This is a genomic window from Streptococcus sp. oral taxon 061, assembly GCF_013394695.1.
In the GTDB taxonomy this organism is placed as follows: domain Bacteria; phylum Bacillota; class Bacilli; order Lactobacillales; family Streptococcaceae; genus Streptococcus.
In genome coordinates this window covers 881,049-901,459 of sequence record NZ_CP058258.1, presented here as the reverse complement: position 1 = coordinate 901,459, position 20,411 = coordinate 881,049, and the positions used below count along the sequence as shown (strand labels likewise).

Annotated in this window: 15 protein-coding genes and 2 pseudogenes; 2 read left to right on the top strand and 15 right to left on the bottom strand. The window is 37.3% G+C overall.

Annotated elements, in window-relative coordinates:
• Positions 1–95: 95 nt before the first annotated feature.
• From HW271_RS04405 to HW271_RS04355, 11 genes are all read right to left on the bottom strand, one after another.
• Positions 96–1,085: a lipoate--protein ligase gene (locus HW271_RS04405; protein ID WP_178895006.1), complete on the bottom strand. Its 990-nt coding sequence runs from the start codon at positions 1,083–1,085 to the stop codon at positions 96–98.
• 185 nt (positions 1,086–1,270) lie between these two features.
• The gene (gene lpdA, locus HW271_RS04400; protein WP_178895005.1) at positions 1,271–2,977 is read right to left on the bottom strand and encodes a dihydrolipoyl dehydrogenase; all 1,707 of its coding nucleotides are present in this window, start codon (positions 2,975–2,977) and stop codon (positions 1,271–1,273) included.
• Between the two features lie 38 nt (positions 2,978–3,015).
• On the bottom strand, positions 3,016–4,059 hold the full coding sequence (locus HW271_RS04395; RefSeq protein ID WP_178895004.1) for a dihydrolipoamide acetyltransferase: 1,044 nt from the start codon (positions 4,057–4,059) through the stop codon (positions 3,016–3,018).
• A 218-nt stretch (positions 4,060–4,277) separates the two neighbouring features.
• On the bottom strand, positions 4,278–5,270 hold the full coding sequence (locus HW271_RS04390) for an alpha-ketoacid dehydrogenase subunit beta (protein WP_178895003.1): 993 nt from the start codon (positions 5,268–5,270) through the stop codon (positions 4,278–4,280).
• Positions 5,271–5,286: 16 nt separating this feature from the next.
• The gene (locus HW271_RS04385; RefSeq protein WP_178895002.1) at positions 5,287–6,255 is read right to left on the bottom strand and encodes a thiamine pyrophosphate-dependent dehydrogenase E1 component subunit alpha; all 969 of its coding nucleotides are present in this window, start codon (positions 6,253–6,255) and stop codon (positions 5,287–5,289) included.
• Between the two features lie 181 nt (positions 6,256–6,436).
• The gene (locus tag HW271_RS04380) at positions 6,437–7,777 is read right to left on the bottom strand and encodes an MATE family efflux transporter (protein WP_178895001.1); all 1,341 of its coding nucleotides are present in this window, start codon (positions 7,775–7,777) and stop codon (positions 6,437–6,439) included.
• A gap of 42 nt (positions 7,778–7,819) precedes the next feature.
• Complete coding sequence (locus HW271_RS04375) at positions 7,820–9,088, bottom strand: dihydroorotase (RefSeq protein ID WP_178895000.1); 1,269 nt, start codon at positions 9,086–9,088, stop codon at positions 7,820–7,822.
• Positions 9,089–9,100: 12 nt separating this feature from the next.
• Positions 9,101–9,565: an 8-oxo-dGTP diphosphatase gene (locus HW271_RS04370; RefSeq protein ID WP_001135775.1), complete on the bottom strand. Its 465-nt coding sequence runs from the start codon at positions 9,563–9,565 to the stop codon at positions 9,101–9,103.
• Positions 9,566–9,574: 9 nt separating this feature from the next.
• Complete coding sequence (locus HW271_RS04365; protein WP_178895653.1) at positions 9,575–10,228, bottom strand: uracil-DNA glycosylase; 654 nt, start codon at positions 10,226–10,228, stop codon at positions 9,575–9,577.
• An 11-nt stretch (positions 10,229–10,239) separates the two neighbouring features.
• Positions 10,240–10,995: a DUF4336 domain-containing protein gene (locus HW271_RS04360; protein WP_178894999.1), complete on the bottom strand. Its 756-nt coding sequence runs from the start codon at positions 10,993–10,995 to the stop codon at positions 10,240–10,242.
• 64 nt (positions 10,996–11,059) lie between these two features.
• Entirely contained in the window at positions 11,060–11,752 is a 693-nt protein-coding gene (locus HW271_RS04355; RefSeq protein ID WP_178894998.1) for a YjjG family noncanonical pyrimidine nucleotidase, read from the bottom strand.
• Between the two features lie 533 nt (positions 11,753–12,285).
• Between HW271_RS04355 and HW271_RS04350 the strand changes: the two genes are divergently transcribed.
• A complete protein-coding gene (locus HW271_RS04350) occupies positions 12,286–14,571 on the top strand; it encodes an Ig-like domain-containing protein (protein WP_178894997.1) in 2,286 nt (761 codons plus the stop codon).
• A gap of 343 nt (positions 14,572–14,914) precedes the next feature.
• Entirely contained in the window at positions 14,915–16,840 is a 1,926-nt protein-coding gene (locus tag HW271_RS04345; RefSeq protein ID WP_178894996.1) for an LPXTG cell wall anchor domain-containing protein, read from the top strand.
• 150 nt (positions 16,841–16,990) lie between these two features.
• On the opposite strand, the gene HW271_RS04340 is transcribed toward HW271_RS04345, so the two are convergent.
• From HW271_RS04340 to HW271_RS04325, 4 genes and pseudogenes are all read right to left on the bottom strand, one after another.
• A complete protein-coding gene (locus HW271_RS04340; protein WP_178894995.1) occupies positions 16,991–18,898 on the bottom strand; it encodes a glucosaminidase domain-containing protein in 1,908 nt (635 codons plus the stop codon).
• Positions 18,899–19,117: 219 nt separating this feature from the next.
• Positions 19,118–19,543 carry a hypothetical protein gene (locus HW271_RS04335; RefSeq protein ID WP_178894994.1) on the bottom strand — a complete coding sequence of 142 codons (426 nt, stop codon included), beginning with the start codon at positions 19,541–19,543 and terminating at the stop codon, positions 19,118–19,120.
• Positions 19,518–19,679 (bottom strand): annotated as a pseudogene (locus HW271_RS04330) (phosphodiester glycosidase family protein); the annotation flags it as partial. The gene HW271_RS04335 and the pseudogene HW271_RS04330, both read right to left, overlap by 26 nt.
• Positions 19,660–20,229: pseudogene (locus HW271_RS04325) on the bottom strand (glycosyltransferase family 2 protein); the annotation flags it as partial. The pseudogenes HW271_RS04325 and HW271_RS04330, both read right to left, overlap by 20 nt.
• Positions 20,230–20,411: the final 182 nt, after the last annotated feature.

Sequence of the window (20,411 nt, the reverse complement as noted above, 5' to 3'; positions counted from 1 at the left end):
TTTATTTTAAATTTCCACTATATTATACCCCCATCAAATTTTAATATCAAGTTTAAACAAAAAAGAAATCCATATTACATGGATCTCTTTTGATTTTATTCTACAACTGCCTCAGCAATTTCTTCTGCAGTGATTCCTGCGAAATAACGACCTAGGTTAATGGTTTGAAGGGCTTTGAGGACATCTTCACGTTCGTATTTGACACCACGAAGGACATCTTCTACTGCTGCAACATCTTCGATACCGAAGAAGTCACCGTATATCTTGATGTCTTGGATTTTTGATTCAATGACGTTAGCGAAGATTTCAACCTTACCGCTTGGGAATTTAGTTCCACGACGGACATTGTATTCAGGTGATTTCCCATAATTCCAATCCCAGGTACCGAACTTGGTTTCCTTGATACGATTGATTTCAGCCAATTCCTCATCTGAGAAGACATACTCTGTCATTTCAGGGTATTCTTTTTTCATGTATTCCAAAAGTAGGTCACGGAATTCTTCTACAGTGATTTTTTCAGGCAGTTCATCTACGATATTGGTTACTCGTGCACGAACTGATTTAACACCTTTTGATTCGAACTTATCTTTAGAAACCTTAAGTGCGTTAGCTAGGACTGACAAATCCACGTCAAAGAGAAGACAACCATGGTGCATGATACGGCCATTGATATAGGCTTGTGCATTTCCACAGAATTTCTTACCGTCGATTTCTAAGTCGTTACGGCCTGTAAATTCAGCTTTAACACCAAGTTCAGATAAAGTATTGATAACTGGAGTAGAGAAGCTCTTGAAGTCAAAAGCCTTGTTTTCATCTTCTTTTGAAATGATAGTATAGTTGAGGTTGTTCAAATCATGGTAAACTGCTCCACCACCACTGATACGACGTACTACTTCAATTCCGTGTTCACGAACGTAGTCTCTGTTGATCTCTTCAATGGTATTTTGGTGACGTCCTACAATGATAGATGGTTTGTTAATCCAAAGCAGGAAAATTTGATCCTCGTCCAAAAGGTGTTTAAAGGCATATTCTTCCAATGCAATATTAAAGGCAGTGTCATTTGAATGATTGATAATGTATTTCATAGTATTTCCAAAAAATTAACTTTTATTCATAGCAATCCAATTTTCAAAAAGTAGTAAAAAGAAATGTAACGTCTTATCGTTACATTTCTCGGTTAAATTGAGACAAGAGACTCAATTTTAAGGCACGGAACTCTAATAGAGGTCGCTGCCGTCCGTACTACTTTAAGAAAATTTTATTAAAAGACTTATTTATTTTTCTTAGGTGAATGGATAGCCATTCCAAGAACATCTGCAAACGCTTCGTACATAACTTCAGAGTATGTTGGGTGTCCGTGGATTGTTTTAAGCATTTCTTCAACAGTGATTTCCATTTCGATGATGCTTGATGCTTCATTAATCAATTCTGCTGCTGCAGGACCAATGATGTGGACTCCAAGGATTTCACCATATTTCTTATCGGCAATAACCTTAACGAAACCTTGAGCTGCATCAGATGCAATGGCACGTCCGTTTGCAGCAAAGTTGAATTTACCGATTTGGACATCGTATTTCTCACGAGCTTGTTCTTCTGTTAAACCAACTGCTGCTACTTCTGGAAGTGTGTAGATAGCTGCAGGAGTCAAGTTCAATTTAGCAACAACGTGGTTTCCTTTAAGAGCATTTTCAGCTGCTACTTCACCCATACGGAAGGCAGCGTGAGCCAACATCTTAGTACGGTTGATATCACCTGGTGCATAGATACCTGGAACAGAAGTTTCCATGTATTCATTAACCTTGATACGACCACGGTCTAATTCAAACTCAACATCTCCGATACCTTCAAGATCTGGAACACGACCAATTGAAAGAAGAGCTTTGTTTGCGATGACATCATCTTTTCCTTCAACTTTGATACGAAGTTTGCCATCCTCTTCAATGATTTCTTGCAGTTTAGTACCTGTCAAGATCGTCATACCTTTACGTTCAAGGATTAAACGAAGGTTCTTAGATACTTCTGCATCCATAGCTGGAACGATACGATCCATCATTTCGATAACAGTTACTTTTGATCCGAATGTCATGAATGCTTGTCCAAGTTCGATACCGACAACTCCACCACCGATGATCACAAGGCTTTCTGGTACTTCGTTCATTTCAAGGATGTCGTCACTCGTCATCACAAGTGGTGATTCCATACCCGGAACATTAATCTTGCTGACTTTAGAACCACCAGCAAGGATGATTTTCTTAGTTTCAAGCAATTCAGAACCATTTACCAAGACATTCTTATCTTTAGTAATAGTACCGATACCTTTATGAACATCAACTCCATAGCTACGAAGAAGTCCTGCAACACCACCTACAAGTGTATTGACAACTTTAGATTTTGTTTCTAAAAGTTTGTCCATATCAACTGTGAAGTTAGGATTTTCAATCACGATACCACGATTTGCAGCGTGACCGATATTTTCAATAATTTCAGCATTGTGAAGGTAAGTCTTAGTTGGGATACATCCGCGGTTCAAGCAAGTTCCACCAAGTTCAGATTTCTCAACAAGAGCAACCTTACCACCTAATTGAGCTGCTTTAATAGCAGAAACATAACCAGCAGGTCCACCACCGATAACAACGATATCATAAGCATCATCACTCTTACCATCATCGTTTGAAGCGCTAGCTACAGCAGGTGCTGGACTAGCTTCTGGTGCTGATCCAGCAGTTGGGATATTTTCCCCTTCTTCACCAAGATAACCGATAACTTCAGTAACAGGAACAGTTTCGCCGTCACCTTTCAGGATAGCGATCAAATAACCATCTTCTTCTGCTTCCAATTCCATGCTGACTTTGTCAGTCATGATTTCCAAAAGGATTTCTCCTTCTTTTACAAATTCTCCGACTTTTTTATTCCATTGGACGATTTGTCCTTCTGTCATATCCACGCCGGCTTTTGGCATAATTACTTCTAAGGCCATATCTTACTTCCTTTATCTATATTTCTAAAACAAATATTTTAAACCAACATTGAGATTGGGTTTTCAATCAAAGCTTTCAAGTCTTTCATAAACTTAGCACCAGCCATACCATCTACGACACGGTGGTCAATTGTCAATCCAAGACTCATAATTGGACGAATCACGATTTCACCATTTACTACAACCGGTTTCTCAACTGTTGAGCTAACACCGAGGATGGCTGAGTTCGGTTGGTTGATGATAGGACCAAATGATTGAACCCCAAACATTCCCAAGTTACTGATGGTGAAGGTTGAATTTTGCAATTCGCTAGGAGATAGTTTACCATCCAAAGTACGTCCGATGACATCTTTAAATGCAACAACCAATTCAGACAAGCTGAGTTTTTCAGCGTTGTAGACAACTGGTGTCATAAGACCGTTATCCATACCAACTGCCATTGCAAGATTTACATAGTTGTGAGTAATAATTGTCTTACCATCTTCTGTCAGTGAAGCGTTGATGTATGGGTGTTTCATAAGAGTCTTAACAACCGCTAGAGAAAGCAAGTCTGTAACAGTGATTTTCTTACCAGTTGCTTCCATAATTGGATCAAGAACTTTCTTACGAAGTGCTAACATTTCAGACATATCAACATCGTAGTTAAGTGTAAAGGTTGGAGCAGTTAAGTATGACTCAACCATACGTTGCGCAATAACCTTACGCATAGGAGTCATCGGAATGCGTTCGATTTCTCCATAAGGCGTTACGTTGTCTGGAACTTCTTCCACTTTCTCAATTTGAGCAGGTGATTTAATGGTGTCATTTTCGATATTTTCAGGAAGATAGGCCAAAACGTCCTTCTTCATGATTTTACCACGATGACCTGTTCCTTGGATTTCTTGCCAAGCAATATTATGTTCTAATGCAATTCGTTTTGCGAGTGGTGAAATGCGAACCACGTTAGTGTCTTTATATGTTTCCACGTCTTCTTTGTGGACACGACCGTTTGCGCCTGAGCCAGAAATATCATAGAGGTTAATTCCTAAATCATCCGCTAATTTTCTAGCTGCAGGAGTCGCTCTTAGCTTATCATCAGCCATGACCTCTCCTATTCTATTTATGATGCAAAGGGCGTTTAAAAGCGACCGAAAAATAGGAAATCAACGCAGACTTCGATGAAGTCAAGGAGATTTATCTTTTTTCCGAGCTTTTAGCCCGTGCTCTAATCTAAGATATCAAGGACGCAGAGAACTTTGCATCACTATATACAAAGTTTCCTCGTCTAATTTAACAAACATTACATAATTTATGTTATGTATTATTGTTTGTTGTGAGTTTTACGGATTGCATCTTTGATGCTTTCAACTGTCGGGATCATTGCATTTTCAAGGTTTTGTGCGTAAGGCATTGGTACATCCTCACCTGCACAGCGACGGATTGGTGCATCCAAGTAATCAAATGCTTCTGATTCTGAGATAATAGCTGAGATTTCACCGATAAAACCACTTGTCTTGTGGGCATCGTTGACAAGAACTACTTTTCCAGTCTTCTTAACTGAATTAATGATGATGTCTTTATCAAGTGGAACCAAAGTACGTGGGTCTACTACTTCGACTGAGATGCCTTCTTCAGCCAATTCTTCAGCTGCTTGCATGACACGACGAAGAATCTTACCGTATGTTACTACTGTTACATCAGTTCCTTCGCGTTTGATTTCTCCAACACCAAGTGGGATAGTATAGTCTGGATCAACAGGTACTTCACCTTTTTGGTTAAATTCTGATTTGTATTCAAGAATAATAACAGGATTGTTGTCTCGGATTGAAGACTTAAGAAGGCCCTTCATATCAGCAGGTGTACCTGGAGCTACAACCTTCAATCCTGGGATATGAGTAAACCAAGATTCCAATGATTGTGAGTGCTGAGCTGCAGAACCTACCCCATTACCAGCGGCACAGCGGATTGTCATTGGTACTTGCCCTTTTCCACCAAACATGTAACGAGTTTTAGCTGCTTGGTTGACAATATTATCCATGGCAATAACAGAGAAATCCATGAAGGTCATATCAACGATTGGACGAAGTCCTGTCATAGCAGCACCTGCTGCTGCACCAGAAATTGCAGCTTCAGAGATTGGACAGTCACGTACACGTTCTGGCCCAAACTCCTCTAACATACCTACAGAAGTTCCGAAGTCTCCACCGAAAACTCCGACATCTTCACCCATCAAGAGTACATTTTCATCACGACGCATTTCCTCAGACATTGCAAGGATAATGGTATCGCGGAAAGACATTAATTTTGTTTCCATATTTCTCTACTTCTCCTTAGTCTGCGTAAATATCTTCAAAAGCTGATTCTAGCGGAGGGAATGGACTTTCTTCTGCAAACTTAACAGATGCTTCCACTGCTTCCTTGACTTGAGCCTGAATTTCTTCAAGTTCTTCTGCACTAGCAATCTTGTTTTCAACAAGGTACTTGCGGAGGTTTTCGATTGGATCTTTTTCCTTCCACTCATCGACTTCTTCACGTGTACGATATTTACCAGGGTCTGATGATGAGTGACCAAGCCAACGGTAAGTTACACTTTCGATTAAGACAGGGCCTTTGCCAGAACGAACATGGTCAACTGCTTTCTTAAATCCTTCGTATACATCAATTACATTGTTTCCATCAGGAATAAACATTCCAGGAATGCCGTAAGCAGCGCTACGCTCATAAATATGCTCCACATTAGTCATTTTCTTAATATCAGCAGAGATTCCATAACCGTTATTAATACAGTAGAAAATAACTGGAAGATTCCAAATTGAAGCCATGTTAACAGCTTCGTGGAAGACACCTTCGTTAGTCGCTCCATCACCAAAGAAGCAGACAACGATTTTACCAGTGTTTTTCATTTGTTGAGTAAGAGCTGCACCTACTGCAATCCCCATGCCACCACCTACGATACCGTTAGCACCAAGGTTACCTGCATCAAGGTCGGCGATGTGCATTGATCCACCTTTACCCTTACAAGTCCCTGTATATTTACCAAGGATTTCAGCCATCATTCCATTGAGGTCAATACCTTTAGCAATGGCTTGACCGTGACCACGGTGGTTTGATGTGATAAGGTCATCTTCATTAAGAGCTAACATAGCCCCAACGTTAGCAGCCTCCTCACCAACAGAAAAGTGCGTCATACCGGGCACTTTACCTTTTTTTACTAATTGAGCAATTTTTAAATCCATACGACGAATTTCTTCCATCTTACGGAACATCTCAAGCAAAAGATTTTTATCTAGAGTTGACATAATCTTGCCTTTCTAAGTTTAATTTCTTATAGTTCTATTCTAACTTATAGATTAATGAGAGTCAAAGAATATGCTTGCTATTTTTTCACAATATAAAAAAAGAAAAGTCAATGAAATCAAGACTTTTCTTTACATAAAACAACTATTTCACAAACTAATTTTTAAGGATATTTTCATCAAATTATTTGAATCTTTTCATAATAACTTGTAAACGCCACTGATAGAGTAATCCACTGACAACTAAACTTACGATAAGACCTATCCAATATGAATAAGCATCGAGATTTGTTGAATAATCTAGAAACACACCGAGAGGTATAGCAACTCCCCAGTATCCAAGGATACCAAGGTAGAAAGGTATAACAGTATCTTTGTAGCCTCGTAAAATCCCTTGTAATGGTGCCGCAAATGTGTCAGCTAACTGGAAAAATAAGCTATAGGTCATAAAACTTGCGGTTAATTGAATGAACTCTGGATCATGACCATAGAGACTGGCAACATTTTCTCTAAAAACATATAGAAAGGAAAGCGTTAAAATTGCGAATGCCATAGCTGATAGTCGTCCGATTTTTATGTATTTCTTAGCATCCTCTAGACGTTTAGCACCAACTTCGTAAGAAACAACAATAGCCATTGCTGTTGAAATACTCATTGGAAAGGCGTACATGAGAGATGAAAAGTTCATAGCAGACTGATGACTAGCGATTATCAATGATGAAAACTTCGCCATAATCAAGCCAACAGCTGAAAAAATAGCAACTTCTGCAAATACAGTTCCACCTATTGGTAATCCTAAGCTAATCGCTTCTTTTATTTTATTTTTATCTAAAGGTAATCGTTTCTCTAAATGCAGTTCTTTCAATTTTTCCTGTTTAAGAAGGACTAGTATGGAAATCCCCAACAAGGCCCAATAAGCTAAAGATGTACCCAGACCTGCTCCTGCACCTCCTAACTCAGGGAAGCCAAAAGCTCCGTAGATTAAGAGGTAGTTAAAACCACTATTGAGAGGTAGCAATAAAAGCATTAAATACATGGATAGCTTAGTTAATCCCAGTGCATCAAGTAATGAACGAATAACACTAAAGAGTAATAGAGGAATAATTCCAATAGCTAAAAGCCATAGATAACGAATTGCTATATCTGCTACTGCTGCTTCTAGCCCCATATTATTTAGAACTAGAGGAGCAGCAAGAAAAACTAAAACAAATAGAAAGATGGATAAGCCAAGCGAAAGATAAAGAAATTGATAAAAATCAGAAGCTACTTCATTTTTCTTCCCTCGTCCTAAATGATGTCCAATTATTGGAATTAAAGCCGAAACAATCCCAGTTAAAAAAGTAAAGAAAGGATTCCACAAACTAGTCGCCATTGATACGCCAGCTAAATCTATCGTATTATACTGGCCAGTCATTGTCGTATCAACAAAAGAAGCCGAATAATTTGCGAATTGATAAACCAAAATAGGGAAGAAAATCTTAAGAAATAAAATGAACTTGTCTTTAAAATGATGGGTTGGATACATATCGTCTCTCTCTAATTAATGATTCGAAAGAGCAGATTTCACCTAGTTCTTATAGACAATCTGTCCATTACAGATGGTGTATTTGACCTGCCCTTTCAAAGATTCACCGATAAATGGTGAATTCGCTGCTTTAGAAGCAAAATGACTATCCACGATTCGGTCCGCTTTATCATCAAAAATTGTAATATCAGCTGGACCGTTTTCAGATAGATAACCTGCTTCAAAGTTATAAAGTTTAGCTGGGTTATAGGACATTTTTTCTAATAATTCCATCAAGCTCAGCTCACCAGCTTCGACTAAGTAGGTTAAACCAAGCGACAAAGAAGTTTCTAAACCGGTCATACCTGAGGGTGCCTTGGTAATATCTTCGACGTTCTTTTCATCAGCATGGTGCGGCGCGTGATCTGTCGCAATTACTGAAATGACACCTGACTTGAGTCCTTCGATAACTGCACGGCGATCAGACTCCAAGCGAAGTGGTGGATTCATCTTAGCATTGCTTCCCTTAGTCAAGAGAAGCGCTTCAGTCTTAGAGAAATGTTGCGGTGCAACTTCGGCTGTTACATTTGCTCCTAAACCTCGAGCAAACTCCACAACCTTGACACTTTCTTCCTTAGACAAATGCTGAATATGAACATGGGCTTTTGTTGCATAGGCGATCATAACATCACGTGCAATCATAGCGTACTCTGCAACCCCAGTAGCACCGCAGATATGAAAGTACTCTTTAGCGATATTCTCGTTAAAACCAAGTGTACCATTCAAGCCAGGATCTTCTTCGTGCAGACTGATAAAAGTGTTGAGTTTTTTAGCCTCTTCCATAGCTTCTTTAACTACTTTACTACTTTCAAGAGGAATACCATCATCTGAAAAACCAACGGCTCCAGCTTCTAAAAGCGCCTTAAAGCCAGTCAAGTCTTGGCCATTAAAGTTCTTGGTAATCGTTGCTACAGACTTAACATTAATTTTTTCCTTAGCGGCAGACTGAAGAACTTCCTGCAAAGTCTCAACATCTGAAATGGTTGGATTGGTATTAGCCATCATGACAACTGTCGTAAAACCACCAGCTGCAGCTGCTAAAGCACCTGTATGAATGTCTTCTTTATGAGTTTGACCAGGTTCACGAAAATGAACGTGGATATCCACTAAACCGGGTGCAACTACAAGACCAGTAGCATCTATTACTTGAGCGCCTTCTTCCTGGATTTCAGAAGCAATTTGAACAATTTTACCGTCTTCAACCAAAACATCACACACTCGATCCAAACCAGACTTAGGATCCATTACTCGACCATTTTTAATTAGTAACATCTGCTTTCTCCTTTATTCGTAGAAATCCACTTGGGTATCCAATAACTTATCACCATCATAAACAAACTTGGCTGAAAAGAATGGTTTATCTTCTAAAAGCCACTCTACGAAGGTGTGGTCTCCTTCCCAGGTTGGTTTGCTTAAAACCTCGTCATAAGGAACCCATTCTAAAGTCCCTTCATTACAATCAATCAATTCCCCCTCAAACTCAGTCACCTTAAATACATAGGTGTACCAGTCCAGGTCTGGTGTAAACTCAGGAAAGGTGATAACTCCCTTTAATACTGGTTTTGCTTTTAGACCAGTTTCTTCTAAAATCTCACGAGCAGCACATTCTTGTGGAGTTTCTCCACGCTCTAACTTGCCACCTACACCGATCCATTTTCCTTCATGGACATCATTAGGCTTTTTATTGCGATGAAGCATGAGCAATTCTTTTCCATTATCAATGTAGCAAATTGTCGCTAACTGAGGCATATTCTCTCCTTATCTAAGCCAATCGATTGGCTCTTGTCCTGTTTCTTTTAAGAATGCATTGGCCTTGGAAAAAGGCTTGGAACCCCAAAATCCTCTGTAAACAGAAAGAGGACTTGGGTGGGCTGATTCGATAATTAAGTGCTGAGGATTTTTAACCAAGAACTTCTTCTTCCGTGCATAAGCACCCCAGAGTACAAAAACCACTGGTCTATCAAGTTTATTGACAACCTTAATCACTGCATCCGTGAATGGCTCCCATATCTGACCAGCATGACCATTTGCTTGACCAGCTGGAACTGTCAAACAAGCATTAAGAAGTAAGACTCCCTGCTCGCCCCAAGAGGTCAAGTCATGTGACGGTTTTACCCCAATATCATCCGCAAGTTCTTTTAAAATATTTTGAAGCGAAGGCGGTGCTGGAATCGAATCAGGAACTGAAAAACTTAATCCCTGAGCTTGACCAGGTCCGTGATAGGGATCCTGCCCCAGAATCACTACCTTAACCTCTTCCAGAGGAGTCATCAAAAGAGCCTGAAAAACCTTTTCCTTAGGAGGATAAACAGTTCCCTGAGCATAGATCTGTTCCATAAAATGATTGATTTTCCCAAAATAACCTTCAGGTAATTGCTCCTTAATCAAAGCATGCCAAGATGAGTGTTGCATAGCCAACTCCTTTATCGTATCCATCTAAAGGCACGTCTTAATTCATCCGTACCATTTTTAAAAAAGCATAAACCATGTGCAAGAATGATCTTATCCGGTTTCCAGTTTAACATACGGGCAAAGGAAACCTTTGCTTCCCTTTGCCTTCCTATAAAAGTCATCCGATAGTCAATAGGAGTTTGACCATCAGGAGCTGTTACACGAGCTAAACGATAGAATCTTCTGCGAATTGGACTAGCTATATTTTCAGGTTCAAAATTCTCTATAAGGTCTGTTAAAATAAGTGTTTTAGTTGATTTATGAAAAAACACCACCTCTTCGATGACAGAACTTCCCTTAAAAACAAGCTGTTCAATCTCATCAGACCATAGGTCAGGAGCCATATCTGTTAAAGGAGCATCAAATTCTACCTTGACATTCTGACTTTTCGCTCTCTCTTCAACTCCTGGACTAGACCACGCTTGCGCATGAGGATATCTTTTTCTCCAATCGGAAATATAGGCGTAGTGAATCTTATTGGGTGAAATTAGGTAAGCGACTTTGCCCAAAGCGTCCAGTTCAGTAAAGAGCTCCTCATTTGGCGCAATAGGAGAATGAATCCAGAGTTTTCCATCGTTTAACTTTATCACTGTCATACGTGTCTGAAAAGGAAGTTTGAAGACCTTCAAGTCCATTTGTATCAAGTCACCATCTGCTATCCAGATATTTTGATCAACTTCCTTTAGTGTATACAATGGTTCATAAAGAGAAAGTTCTGGTCTTGACATCGTTTACCATTCCTTTATTTTTACTGCCTCTATTATAGCAAAAAGTGGCTATTGAAACCACTTTTTACAGTTTATCTAAGATTTCTAGCAGAGCCTGATAAGAATCAACTTCATAAGTCGGCTTTGCTAGCGTCTTATTTTCCAGATGATGCGGATTGTACCAGATAGTATCAATACCAGCATTATTTCCACCTTGAATATCAGCTGATAAAGAATCACCAATCATAAGGGTCTGATTTTTATCAAAATTAGGGATACGAGCTCCAATTTTCTCATAAAATGCTGCATCTGGTTTTTGGGTATGGAGTTGCTCAGAAATGAAAATCTCCTTGAAGTAGGGTGAAATCCCAGATTGCTCCAAACGACCTGTCTGAATATAGGTAATTCCATTTGTCGCAGCATAGAGTTCAAATCCCTGATGTATCAATTTTTTTAATAAATCTTCCACACCTGGGAAAATCTGTCCCTGTTTAGACAGGAAAAACTGGTAACGCTCTGCTAAGTAGGCACCATCTTTTTCAATGTCAAAATGAGCAAACAATTTTGCAAAACGTGTATTGACTAGTTCTTGTTTTGTAATCTTTTTCTGCTCCAAATCCTTCCAAAGTGTTTTGTTCATTGGCACATAATAATTTTTGTACGCTTGGATATCCTCTACTCCTTCTTCTTTTAGGAGGTGCGATAAGGCTACATCCTCAGCAGCATCAAAATCAAGTAAAGTATGATCGAGGTCAAAGAGTAAAAATTTATAAGTCATTAATTTATTGTCCTGTATTCAATAGTCTTAATATACTTCAAAGTATAGCACAAACAGATAGAATAATAAATCCTCACACGATTGATTTTCAAATAAGTAATTTTAAAAATATAATAAATAATAAAATTTAATATAAAATTTCTAGTATTCAAAAATAGATAATTCTCAGATTTTTGTAAATTGTTGAAATGATTTTTATTATCATCAGATAAAACACTAAAAAGTTTAAACGTGATAAAACAAAGAATGTAAACGTTTTTCTATTTTTTTTTATTCTTAAGAGACAGATAAATTCTAAGTTTTTGTAAATATTTTAATTTATAGCAAATTCCACATATATATTATTGATGTAGACATTATAATGTGATATAATTCACCTATAGGATAGTTTTAGTAATAGACTAGGAGGAGGGCAACAATAAGGGTGTCTATAAAATCATCCTATATAAAAAAATGATTCAGGGAGTATTACTTAAAGTACAATATTTTTTTGTATCTTAAGAATACCAATCTAACAAAAGGGAAGGAAAATAATGAATAACAAAAAGAAATTGGGAATCTTTTCTTTTATTATTTGCTTATTGACAACTGTCTTTGTATTTAGTTTGAATAAAACATTTGCTGAAACTCCTGAGATTTCAGTAACTGGAAAATTTGTAGATGCAATTACAGATGTCAAAGTTGTAAATAATGAAGGTGGAGATCTAACTTGGGATTTAGAGCAATGGGCTACATTCCGTATCGATGCAAAGTATGATTTAACTGGAAAAAAAGATGTCAAAGCAGGGGATACTACTGTTATGACTGTACCAGACGCTTTGATGATTACTTCACAATCATTCGAAATTAAAGATATCAATACAAATGAGATTATCGCGCACGCTAAAGTAAGTGCGGATAATAAGTCCATTTCTTTAACTTATACGGATTATGTTGAAAAACACTCAAATACTCACGGATCTTTCTTCTTCTATGCTCGTGTCGATTTCAAAAAACATCCTCAACAAGGAGAAATTCCAATTGAGATTACGATAAACAAAGAATCAAAACCTGCCGGGAAGATTACATTTAAAGGTATCGGAGACGGAAATCCTCAAGTTTTAACAAAGACTAGTTGGGTTAACGTTGGTGACCCAAGAGAGGTCCAATATACTATTTCAGTCAATCGTACAAAACAAAATATCAAAGGGGTGACGATTGAGGATCACTTGAAATTTACAAATGCTAGCTATGTAAAAGATAGTATTAAAGTTTCCAAAGGTAAATTCTCTTTCGAAACTGGTGATTGGGTATTCTCGAATAGTGTTGACGTAACTGATCAACACAAGATTACCGTTAGTGAAGACGGTCAATCCTTCGTTATTGAACTAGGGGACATTACAGAAGAAGACCAGTATCGTATTTCTTATAAGGTTCGTTTAAATTATGATCCTGTAGATGGTGAGGTCTTGAGAAATGAAGCAACCCTTAAAGGTGTTGGTATTGAAAGTACCAGCGTAACTAATGCTGCTGCAGTTCAAATTGCTGGTGGTGCTGGTGTTGGTTATGTTTACTCAATCAATATCCATAAAGTAGATGAGGCTAACCAACCACTTAAGGGTGCTAAATTTAAAGTAGTTCGTCAAGCTAACAATCAAGTTATTGGTGAGTTCGTATCAGATGATAATGGTAATATTGCTGTTAACAAACTGTTAAAAGACAAATATATCATCACTGAAGTTGAAGCACCATCAGGTTATGTCATCAAAGTTGCAGATACAGAAGTTAATGCGGAAGATTTTGGTACAGATCAAACTGTGACTAAAACAATCGTAAATCCAAAAGAAGAAACAACAACTACTACTACAACAACTACAACTACGACTGAAGAGCCTACAACTACTTCAACTACAACAACGACTGAAGAGCCTACAACTACTTCAACTACAACTACGACTGAAGAGCCTACAACTACTTCAACTACAACTACAACTGAAGAGCCTAAGACTACTTCAACTACAACAACTACTACTGAAGAGCCTAAGACTACTTCAAGCACAACAACTACAACTGAAGAACCTAAGACTACTTCAACTACAACAACTACAACTGAAGAGCCTAAGACTACTTCAAGCACAACAACTACAACTGAAGAGCCTAAGACTACTTCAACTACAACAACTACAACTGAAGAGCCTAAGACTACTTCAACTACAACAACTACAACTGAAGAGCCTAAGACTACTTCAACTACAACTGAAGAACCTAAGACTACTTCAACTACAACTACTACAACTGAAGAGCCTAAGACTACTTCAACTACAACAACTACAACTGAAGAACCTAAGACTACTTCAACTACAACAACTACAACTGAAGAACCTAAGACTACTTCAACTACAACAACTACAACTGAAGAACCTAAGACTACTTCAACTACAACAACAACTACAACTGAAGAACCTAAGACTACTTCAACTACAACTACTACAACTGAAGAGCCTAAGACTACTTCAAGCACAACAACTACAACTGAAGAACCTAAGACTACTTCAACTACAACAACTACAACTGAAGAGCCTAAGACTACAACTACAACAACTACAACTGAAGAGCCTAAGACTACAACTACAACAACTACAACTGAAGAGCCTAAGACTACTTCAACTACAACAACTACTGGTGAAGAACCTAAATCTACAGTAACAACAACAAACGACAAACCGGGACTTCCTAATACTGGTGAAGGCAAAGGAACGTTAGTTACTATCGTTGGTTTTGTAACTCTCATTTCATCAATCGGTGCCATTGCATTCTTACGTAAAAATGAAAAAGAATAAGGTTAAAGATTGATTAACTATATAAAGGACTATTTCAAAAATAGTCCTTTTCATTTCCTCGATGAACGAATCATTGCTTACAAACATTGTTCAAAGTAAATGTTTAAATTTTTTCAGAGAGTTTAATATAATTTTATAATTAAAACAGTTAAATACTTGAATTTTTATTTATTTGTGCTATAATTCACTTTATAGGATATTTTTTTGATAATTGACTAGTAGGAGGTGCATTTTTAGTAGTGTTGTCTTGAAAAAGTAACCTATATAATTATGCATATATTTGTAGGTTTTATTTTCAACATACAAATAAGTGTAAAAATTTGGAGACAAATAGGAGAAGGAAATGAAAAAAAATAATCTAAGTAGACTTGCAAAAGTCTTCTTTCTTGTATTTTTACCCTTATTGTTCATAGTATTTTCGCAGTCTGATGTGGTAAAAGCTGGAGATGTCAGTAATAATATTAGCTCACTGACTGTTTCATCAAATGAACTCACAAATGGTGGACAAACAACTGTTAAGTTTACATTTGACGAGCACGCACAAAAAATCCAACCAGGTGATACATTAAAAGTTAATTGGACTAGTTCTGGTACAGTCTATGGGGTAGGTTTTAAAAAGACTATTCCTCTAAACATCGACGGAACTTACGTTGGAGACATGGTCATTACTGATGGCTCTGCTACTGTTACTTTTAACGAAGCTATCAAAAACCTTCAAAACATCCGTGGTTGGGGTGAATTTGAGATTGAAGTTCATAATGATACAGCAACTGATAAAGAACATGTTGGTAAATTTACTATCATCAGTGGAGATAAGACAGTAGATCTAAGCGTTAAGAAAGAGGCGACTGGCGAAAACCACGCTCCATTCTACTTAAAAGCTGGGGATATGCACGCTAATGATCCTGAACACATTCTTTGGACATTGACAATCAACGCAATGAACTTAGAAGTGGACGGCGACGTTCGTGTGGAAGATGAAATCCAAGGTGGTCATTCACTTGTAAAAGATAGCTTCAGTATTACTACAACAGGTAATAAACCTGGATATTACGGTGGTGCAACTGCTATCGACGATTTCTTAGCGGCCTTTCCTGGATCAACATTCACAATTGATGCTTCTGGAAAAATCACTGTTACAATTCCAAAAGACTTGATCAACAAGACTGGCGTTCTAATTTTCTATCGTACAAAATTAGAAAATGAAAAGCAAAAAGACTTCAAGAACAACACAAAAGTTTGGTACCAAGTCAAAGGTGAAACTGCGGTTGTGGCCAAAGAAGTAAACGCATCTGTGGCAAACATCAATGCAAACGGTGGTGTGGATGGCGATCAAACTTCAACTACTACAACCACAACTACAACTACAACCACAACTACAACTGAAGAGCCTACAACTACTTCAACTACAACTACAACTGAAGAGCCTACAACTACTTCAACTACAACTACGACTGAAGAGCCTACAACTACTTCAACAACTACAACAACAACTGAAGAGCCTACAACTACTTCAACTACAACTACGACTGAAGAGCCTACAACTACTTCAACTACAACAACAACTGAAGAGCCTACAACTACTTCAACTACAACAACAACTGAAGAGCCTACAACTACTTCAACTACAACAACAACTGAAGAGTCTACAACTACTTCAACTACAACAACAACTGAAGAGCCTAAGACTACTTCAACTACAACAACAACTGAAGAGCCTACAACTACTTCAACTACAACAACAACTGAAGAGCCTAAGACTACTTCAAGCACAACAACTACAACTGAAGAGCCTAAGACTACTTCAAGCACAACAACTACAACTGAAGAGCCTAAGACTACTTCAACTACAACTACAACTGAAGAGCCTAAGACTACTTCAACTACAACTACAACTGAAGAGCCTAAGACTACTTCAACTACAACTACAACTGAAGAGCCTAAGACTACTTCAACTACAACTACAACTGAAGAGCCTAAGACTACTTCAAGCACAACAACTACAACTGAAGAGCCTAAGACTACTTCAACTACAACTACAACTGAAGAGCCTACAACTACAACTGTAGAACCTAAGACTACTTCAACTACAACAACTACAACTGTAGAACCTAAGGCTACTTCAACTACAACAACTACAACTGAAGATAAGCCAGGGCTTCCAAAAACTGGTGAAAGAAAAGGAACATTTGTAACAATTCTTGGTACTATCATCCTTGTTTCATCAATTCTAGTTGTTAGAAACTCACTTAAATCTAAAAATAACTAATTTTAATGAACACAATTAAAGTGGTCTAATTTTATATGATTTAAGTTCACAACCAAAAAAGGGTTTACTAAAAAAGTAAACCCTTTATTTTTTATGATTTATAATAGAGAAAATCGATAACCATTTTAAAGTTATCGATTTTAAAATATTTTAATCTTTTTCACCAAGTTTACTATTGATTGTCATCATAATGCTAGCAATCTTTTCACCCCAATATGGATCGGAAGCGTAAAGAACGTTCATACCAGATGATTTGTTACCAAGATAGGTTCTACCTTCATCAATATAATTTTCTCGAATCCATTTAGCTGCACCTAGGATTCCCTTATCAACATTGTCGAAACTCTTTGCAGAATCATATGGAGTGGTATCATAGGCAGCAATACCAAAGAAGTTATTCTTATCTTTTGCAATCTGACTACGTCCCCATGCGCTTTCTAGAGCACTGTGCGCCATTAGATAGAGTGCATTCACCTGATAGCGTTTCTCCGCTTCTTTGAAGACCTCTCCTTTTCCTGCAAGTCGACTCCCCTGAATATTCATAAGAGAATAAACTTTATCGAGTTCAGCTGCTGTATAATTTGTTGGCTTTCTTAGATCTCTATAGAGGAATGGGTTCTCAACTTTAAAGTTATCAAAGTTAACGCCATCTGCTGAATAGTATTTTGTACCAATAGCCATCGATGAACTATGAGGTGCTACACGAATACTTGTATAAGGTGATAACTCGTGATAAACGTAACGACCATCGCTTGTGTAATGAGGGATAAACTCATTATTAGTGTTAACAGCTACAAGGTCACCCTTATTCATAAAGCCTGAAAGTCCAGAAATTTGGACTGGGAGTCTGTCACCTTGAGACTCTGTGTCAGAAACAGCAACTATAGTACCTTGAGAAATATAGCTAAGTCTATCTCCAGAAGCACTATAAACATAGGCTGTTATTGGTTTTACTTTATAATAACTAGATGGATTAGAGATCCACTTCCCGTTATTTTCAAAGCTATAATTTTTACCATTGATTTTGAGTGTTCCAGTAGCATATAGTCCATCATCTTTTAGATAATACCAAGCATTGTAACTCTTATCAAAGATCCACTCATTCTTGGCCATATAACCGTATGATTTGAGATAGTAGGACCCTTGCCATTGGTTTTCAGCATAAGAACCATCTGATTTTAAGTAGAACCAACTATTGTATTTTTTATCAAAGAACCATTCGTTTTGAGCCATGGCGCCACTATCTTTTAGGTAGTATTTATCTTTCCATTGACTACTCAACATAACCCCGTCTTTATCAAATAGGTACCAAGAGCTATTAATCTTTTCCCACTTATTACGAACGACTTTTCCTGAATCAGTAGCATAGTACCACTTTTCATTCATTTTTACCCAGTTCTTTTCAGCCATAGCACCGCTAGTCTGAATAAGATAGTCATTATAAATGGTTTTGCTTAACATGATACCAGTTTCATCAAAACGATACCAAAAACCGTTGATTTTTTCCCATTTGTTGCGGATAATCTTTCCTGATTCTGTGGCATAATACCACTTTTCATCAATTTTTACCCAAGAAGTTTCAACCATAGCACCGCTTTTGTTAAAGAGATAGTCATCATAAACTGTATTGCTAAGCATGGTACCGTCTTGGTTAAAATAATACCAGTGACCAGCTATTTTTTTCCAATTCGTAACAGCCTTTTTATTTTCATAATAACGCCATTGACCATTCTCTTTTTGCCAACCTTCTTTGTTGACCTCTTCAGTAATTTCTTCTGTTGAAGAGTTATCCTTGGTAAGGGCTGTTTCTTGTTTCTGTGTAGATTGGGAAGAATCTTTTTCTACCTTGTTTTGTGTTTCGTTCTGATTCTGCTTATCGTTCTGCTCTTGACCTTGAGCTTGCTTTTTCTCTTTAGCTTCTTTACTTATTTCATTTGCTACAGTTTTTTCTGAACTTTGCACTTTGTTTGTAGCTTGGTTTTCTTCAGCCAGGACGTTGTTTTTTGAAATCCCTGCTATGGAAAGAACAACTGTACTTGCTAGTAATATCTTTTTCATTATTTTATCCTTTCAATTTTATATTCCCTATATTTTTTACTTCTTACTTATCGTTTTAAAGACAACAATCTCTATTTTATTATACATTATAATTTCAAATATAAAAGTAACATCTTTAAAAAGAAAGAAAGTTGTAATATTGTTAAAACAATTTAGAAATAAAAGTCAACAAAAAGTAGTCGAACAATATCTGAACGACTACTTATTTTATTCTAATAATTAACCTTCTATTACTTTGGTACGTTTATAAGTTAGAAGAGGATTTATAAATGTAGATAGAATAGCTAAGATTGCAAAACTAATACCTACATACCAATATGGTGCATCAAGTGTGGTTGAACGACCAGATAGATTGACAATACCTCGGAATAGTGTCCCTGTTGTAACAATAGCTACTGCCGAATTCCATAAATTAAGGCTAATTCTGGACAAATACGGAGGGGCTTTGAGCAAGATTGCTAGTATTATCCCACCCACCAGAGGTACAGCGAACAAGTAATGCATATGAACTGATGTCTCTCCAAAACTGAATGCTTCATAAATTCTAGAGAAGGCAAAGAAGAAAATCGTAATTAGTGTATAAGAGATGACAGTTTTTTTAAAACGTTTTTTGTTAGGATTAATAACCGATGTAGACAATATCACTCACCGCCCTTTCTGAAATTTTGTTTCCTCCAGTCGTTGGCTTGTTAATAACCTGACCGTTGAAGTAAAGCGTAGATGATCCACCACCATCAAGGTTGTAGACCGTTTTTACACCGTATGATTTCATATTCTTTGCTTGCTTCCAGAAGCATGTTCATTTCGTATTCATAACGTTGACCTTCGATCTTTAGCATAAAAGGAATGAGATTTGTTGTAAAGGCGCGAAGGCCTGTCTGAGTATCTGTTACTCCTACTCCTGTTTGTAATTTAAAGAGTACTTTTGTCAAGCTATTCCCAAAACGACTACGGAGTGGAACCTTACCTGTAAAGGCACGCACACCCAAGATTAGCTTGTTAGGATTTTCAGAAGCTTTGTTAGCCGCACGGAAAATATCCCAAATTTTGTGTTGCCCATCCGCGTCTGCTGTGACTACTGTTCCATAAATGTTTTGGTCTTGGATATAAGAAAAGGCTGTTTTAAGCGCCTGCCCTTTACCTTGATTCACTTCGTGACGGAGTACCGTAGCATATTGCTCGGCTTTATCAAAGATTTTTTGGCACTTTGATGAACTTCCATCGTCAATGACAAGGATATGAAAATTACTCTTTTCATGAATTTTTTCGATAAGTTTGATAAGTTTATTATCTGGTTGATAAGCTGGAATGACTATATAGTTCATATCGATACCTCCTTCTTTGATGATGGAATAACTATACAGAACATCGCTTAAAAATACCTTATATCAGTTTTCTTTAAGAAAAAGTTAAAGAAACTTTAAGACAAGTAGATGATTTTTGATTAGATAAGATTGATAAATATACAAAAATTAAAGCCTGTTAAATACAGACTTTAACTATAGAAAAATAG

What these genes read in the sequence shown, in the direction of transcription:
- HW271_RS04405 (WP_178895006.1), bottom strand. Translation starts at nt 1,085, where the DNA reads ATGAAATACATTATCAATCATTCAAATGACACTGCCTTTAATATTGCA.
- lpdA (WP_178895005.1), bottom strand. Translation starts at nt 2,977, where the DNA reads ATGGCCTTAGAAGTAATTATGCCAAAAGCCGGCGTGGATATGACAGAA.
- HW271_RS04395 (WP_178895004.1), bottom strand. Translation starts at nt 4,059, where the DNA reads ATGGCTGATGATAAGCTAAGAGCGACTCCTGCAGCTAGAAAATTAGCG.
- HW271_RS04390 (WP_178895003.1), bottom strand. Translation starts at nt 5,270, where the DNA reads ATGGAAACAAAATTAATGTCTTTCCGCGATACCATTATCCTTGCAATG.
- HW271_RS04385 (WP_178895002.1), bottom strand. Translation starts at nt 6,255, where the DNA reads ATGTCAACTCTAGATAAAAATCTTTTGCTTGAGATGTTCCGTAAGATG.
- HW271_RS04380 (WP_178895001.1), bottom strand. Translation starts at nt 7,777, where the DNA reads ATGTATCCAACCCATCATTTTAAAGACAAGTTCATTTTATTTCTTAAG.
- HW271_RS04375 (WP_178895000.1), bottom strand. Translation starts at nt 9,088, where the DNA reads ATGTTACTAATTAAAAATGGTCGAGTAATGGATCCTAAGTCTGGTTTG.
- HW271_RS04370 (WP_001135775.1), bottom strand. Translation starts at nt 9,565, where the DNA reads ATGCCTCAGTTAGCGACAATTTGCTACATTGATAATGGAAAAGAATTG.
- HW271_RS04365 (WP_178895653.1), bottom strand. Translation starts at nt 10,228, where the DNA reads ATGCAACACTCATCTTGGCATGCTTTGATTAAGGAGCAATTACCTGAA.
- HW271_RS04360 (WP_178894999.1), bottom strand. Translation starts at nt 10,995, where the DNA reads ATGTCAAGACCAGAACTTTCTCTTTATGAACCATTGTATACACTAAAG.
- HW271_RS04355 (WP_178894998.1), bottom strand. Translation starts at nt 11,752, where the DNA reads ATGACTTATAAATTTTTACTCTTTGACCTCGATCATACTTTACTTGAT.
- HW271_RS04350 (WP_178894997.1), top strand. Translation starts at nt 12,286, where the DNA reads ATGAATAACAAAAAGAAATTGGGAATCTTTTCTTTTATTATTTGCTTA.
- HW271_RS04345 (WP_178894996.1), top strand. Translation starts at nt 14,915, where the DNA reads ATGAAAAAAAATAATCTAAGTAGACTTGCAAAAGTCTTCTTTCTTGTA.
- HW271_RS04340 (WP_178894995.1), bottom strand. Translation starts at nt 18,898, where the DNA reads ATGAAAAAGATATTACTAGCAAGTACAGTTGTTCTTTCCATAGCAGGG.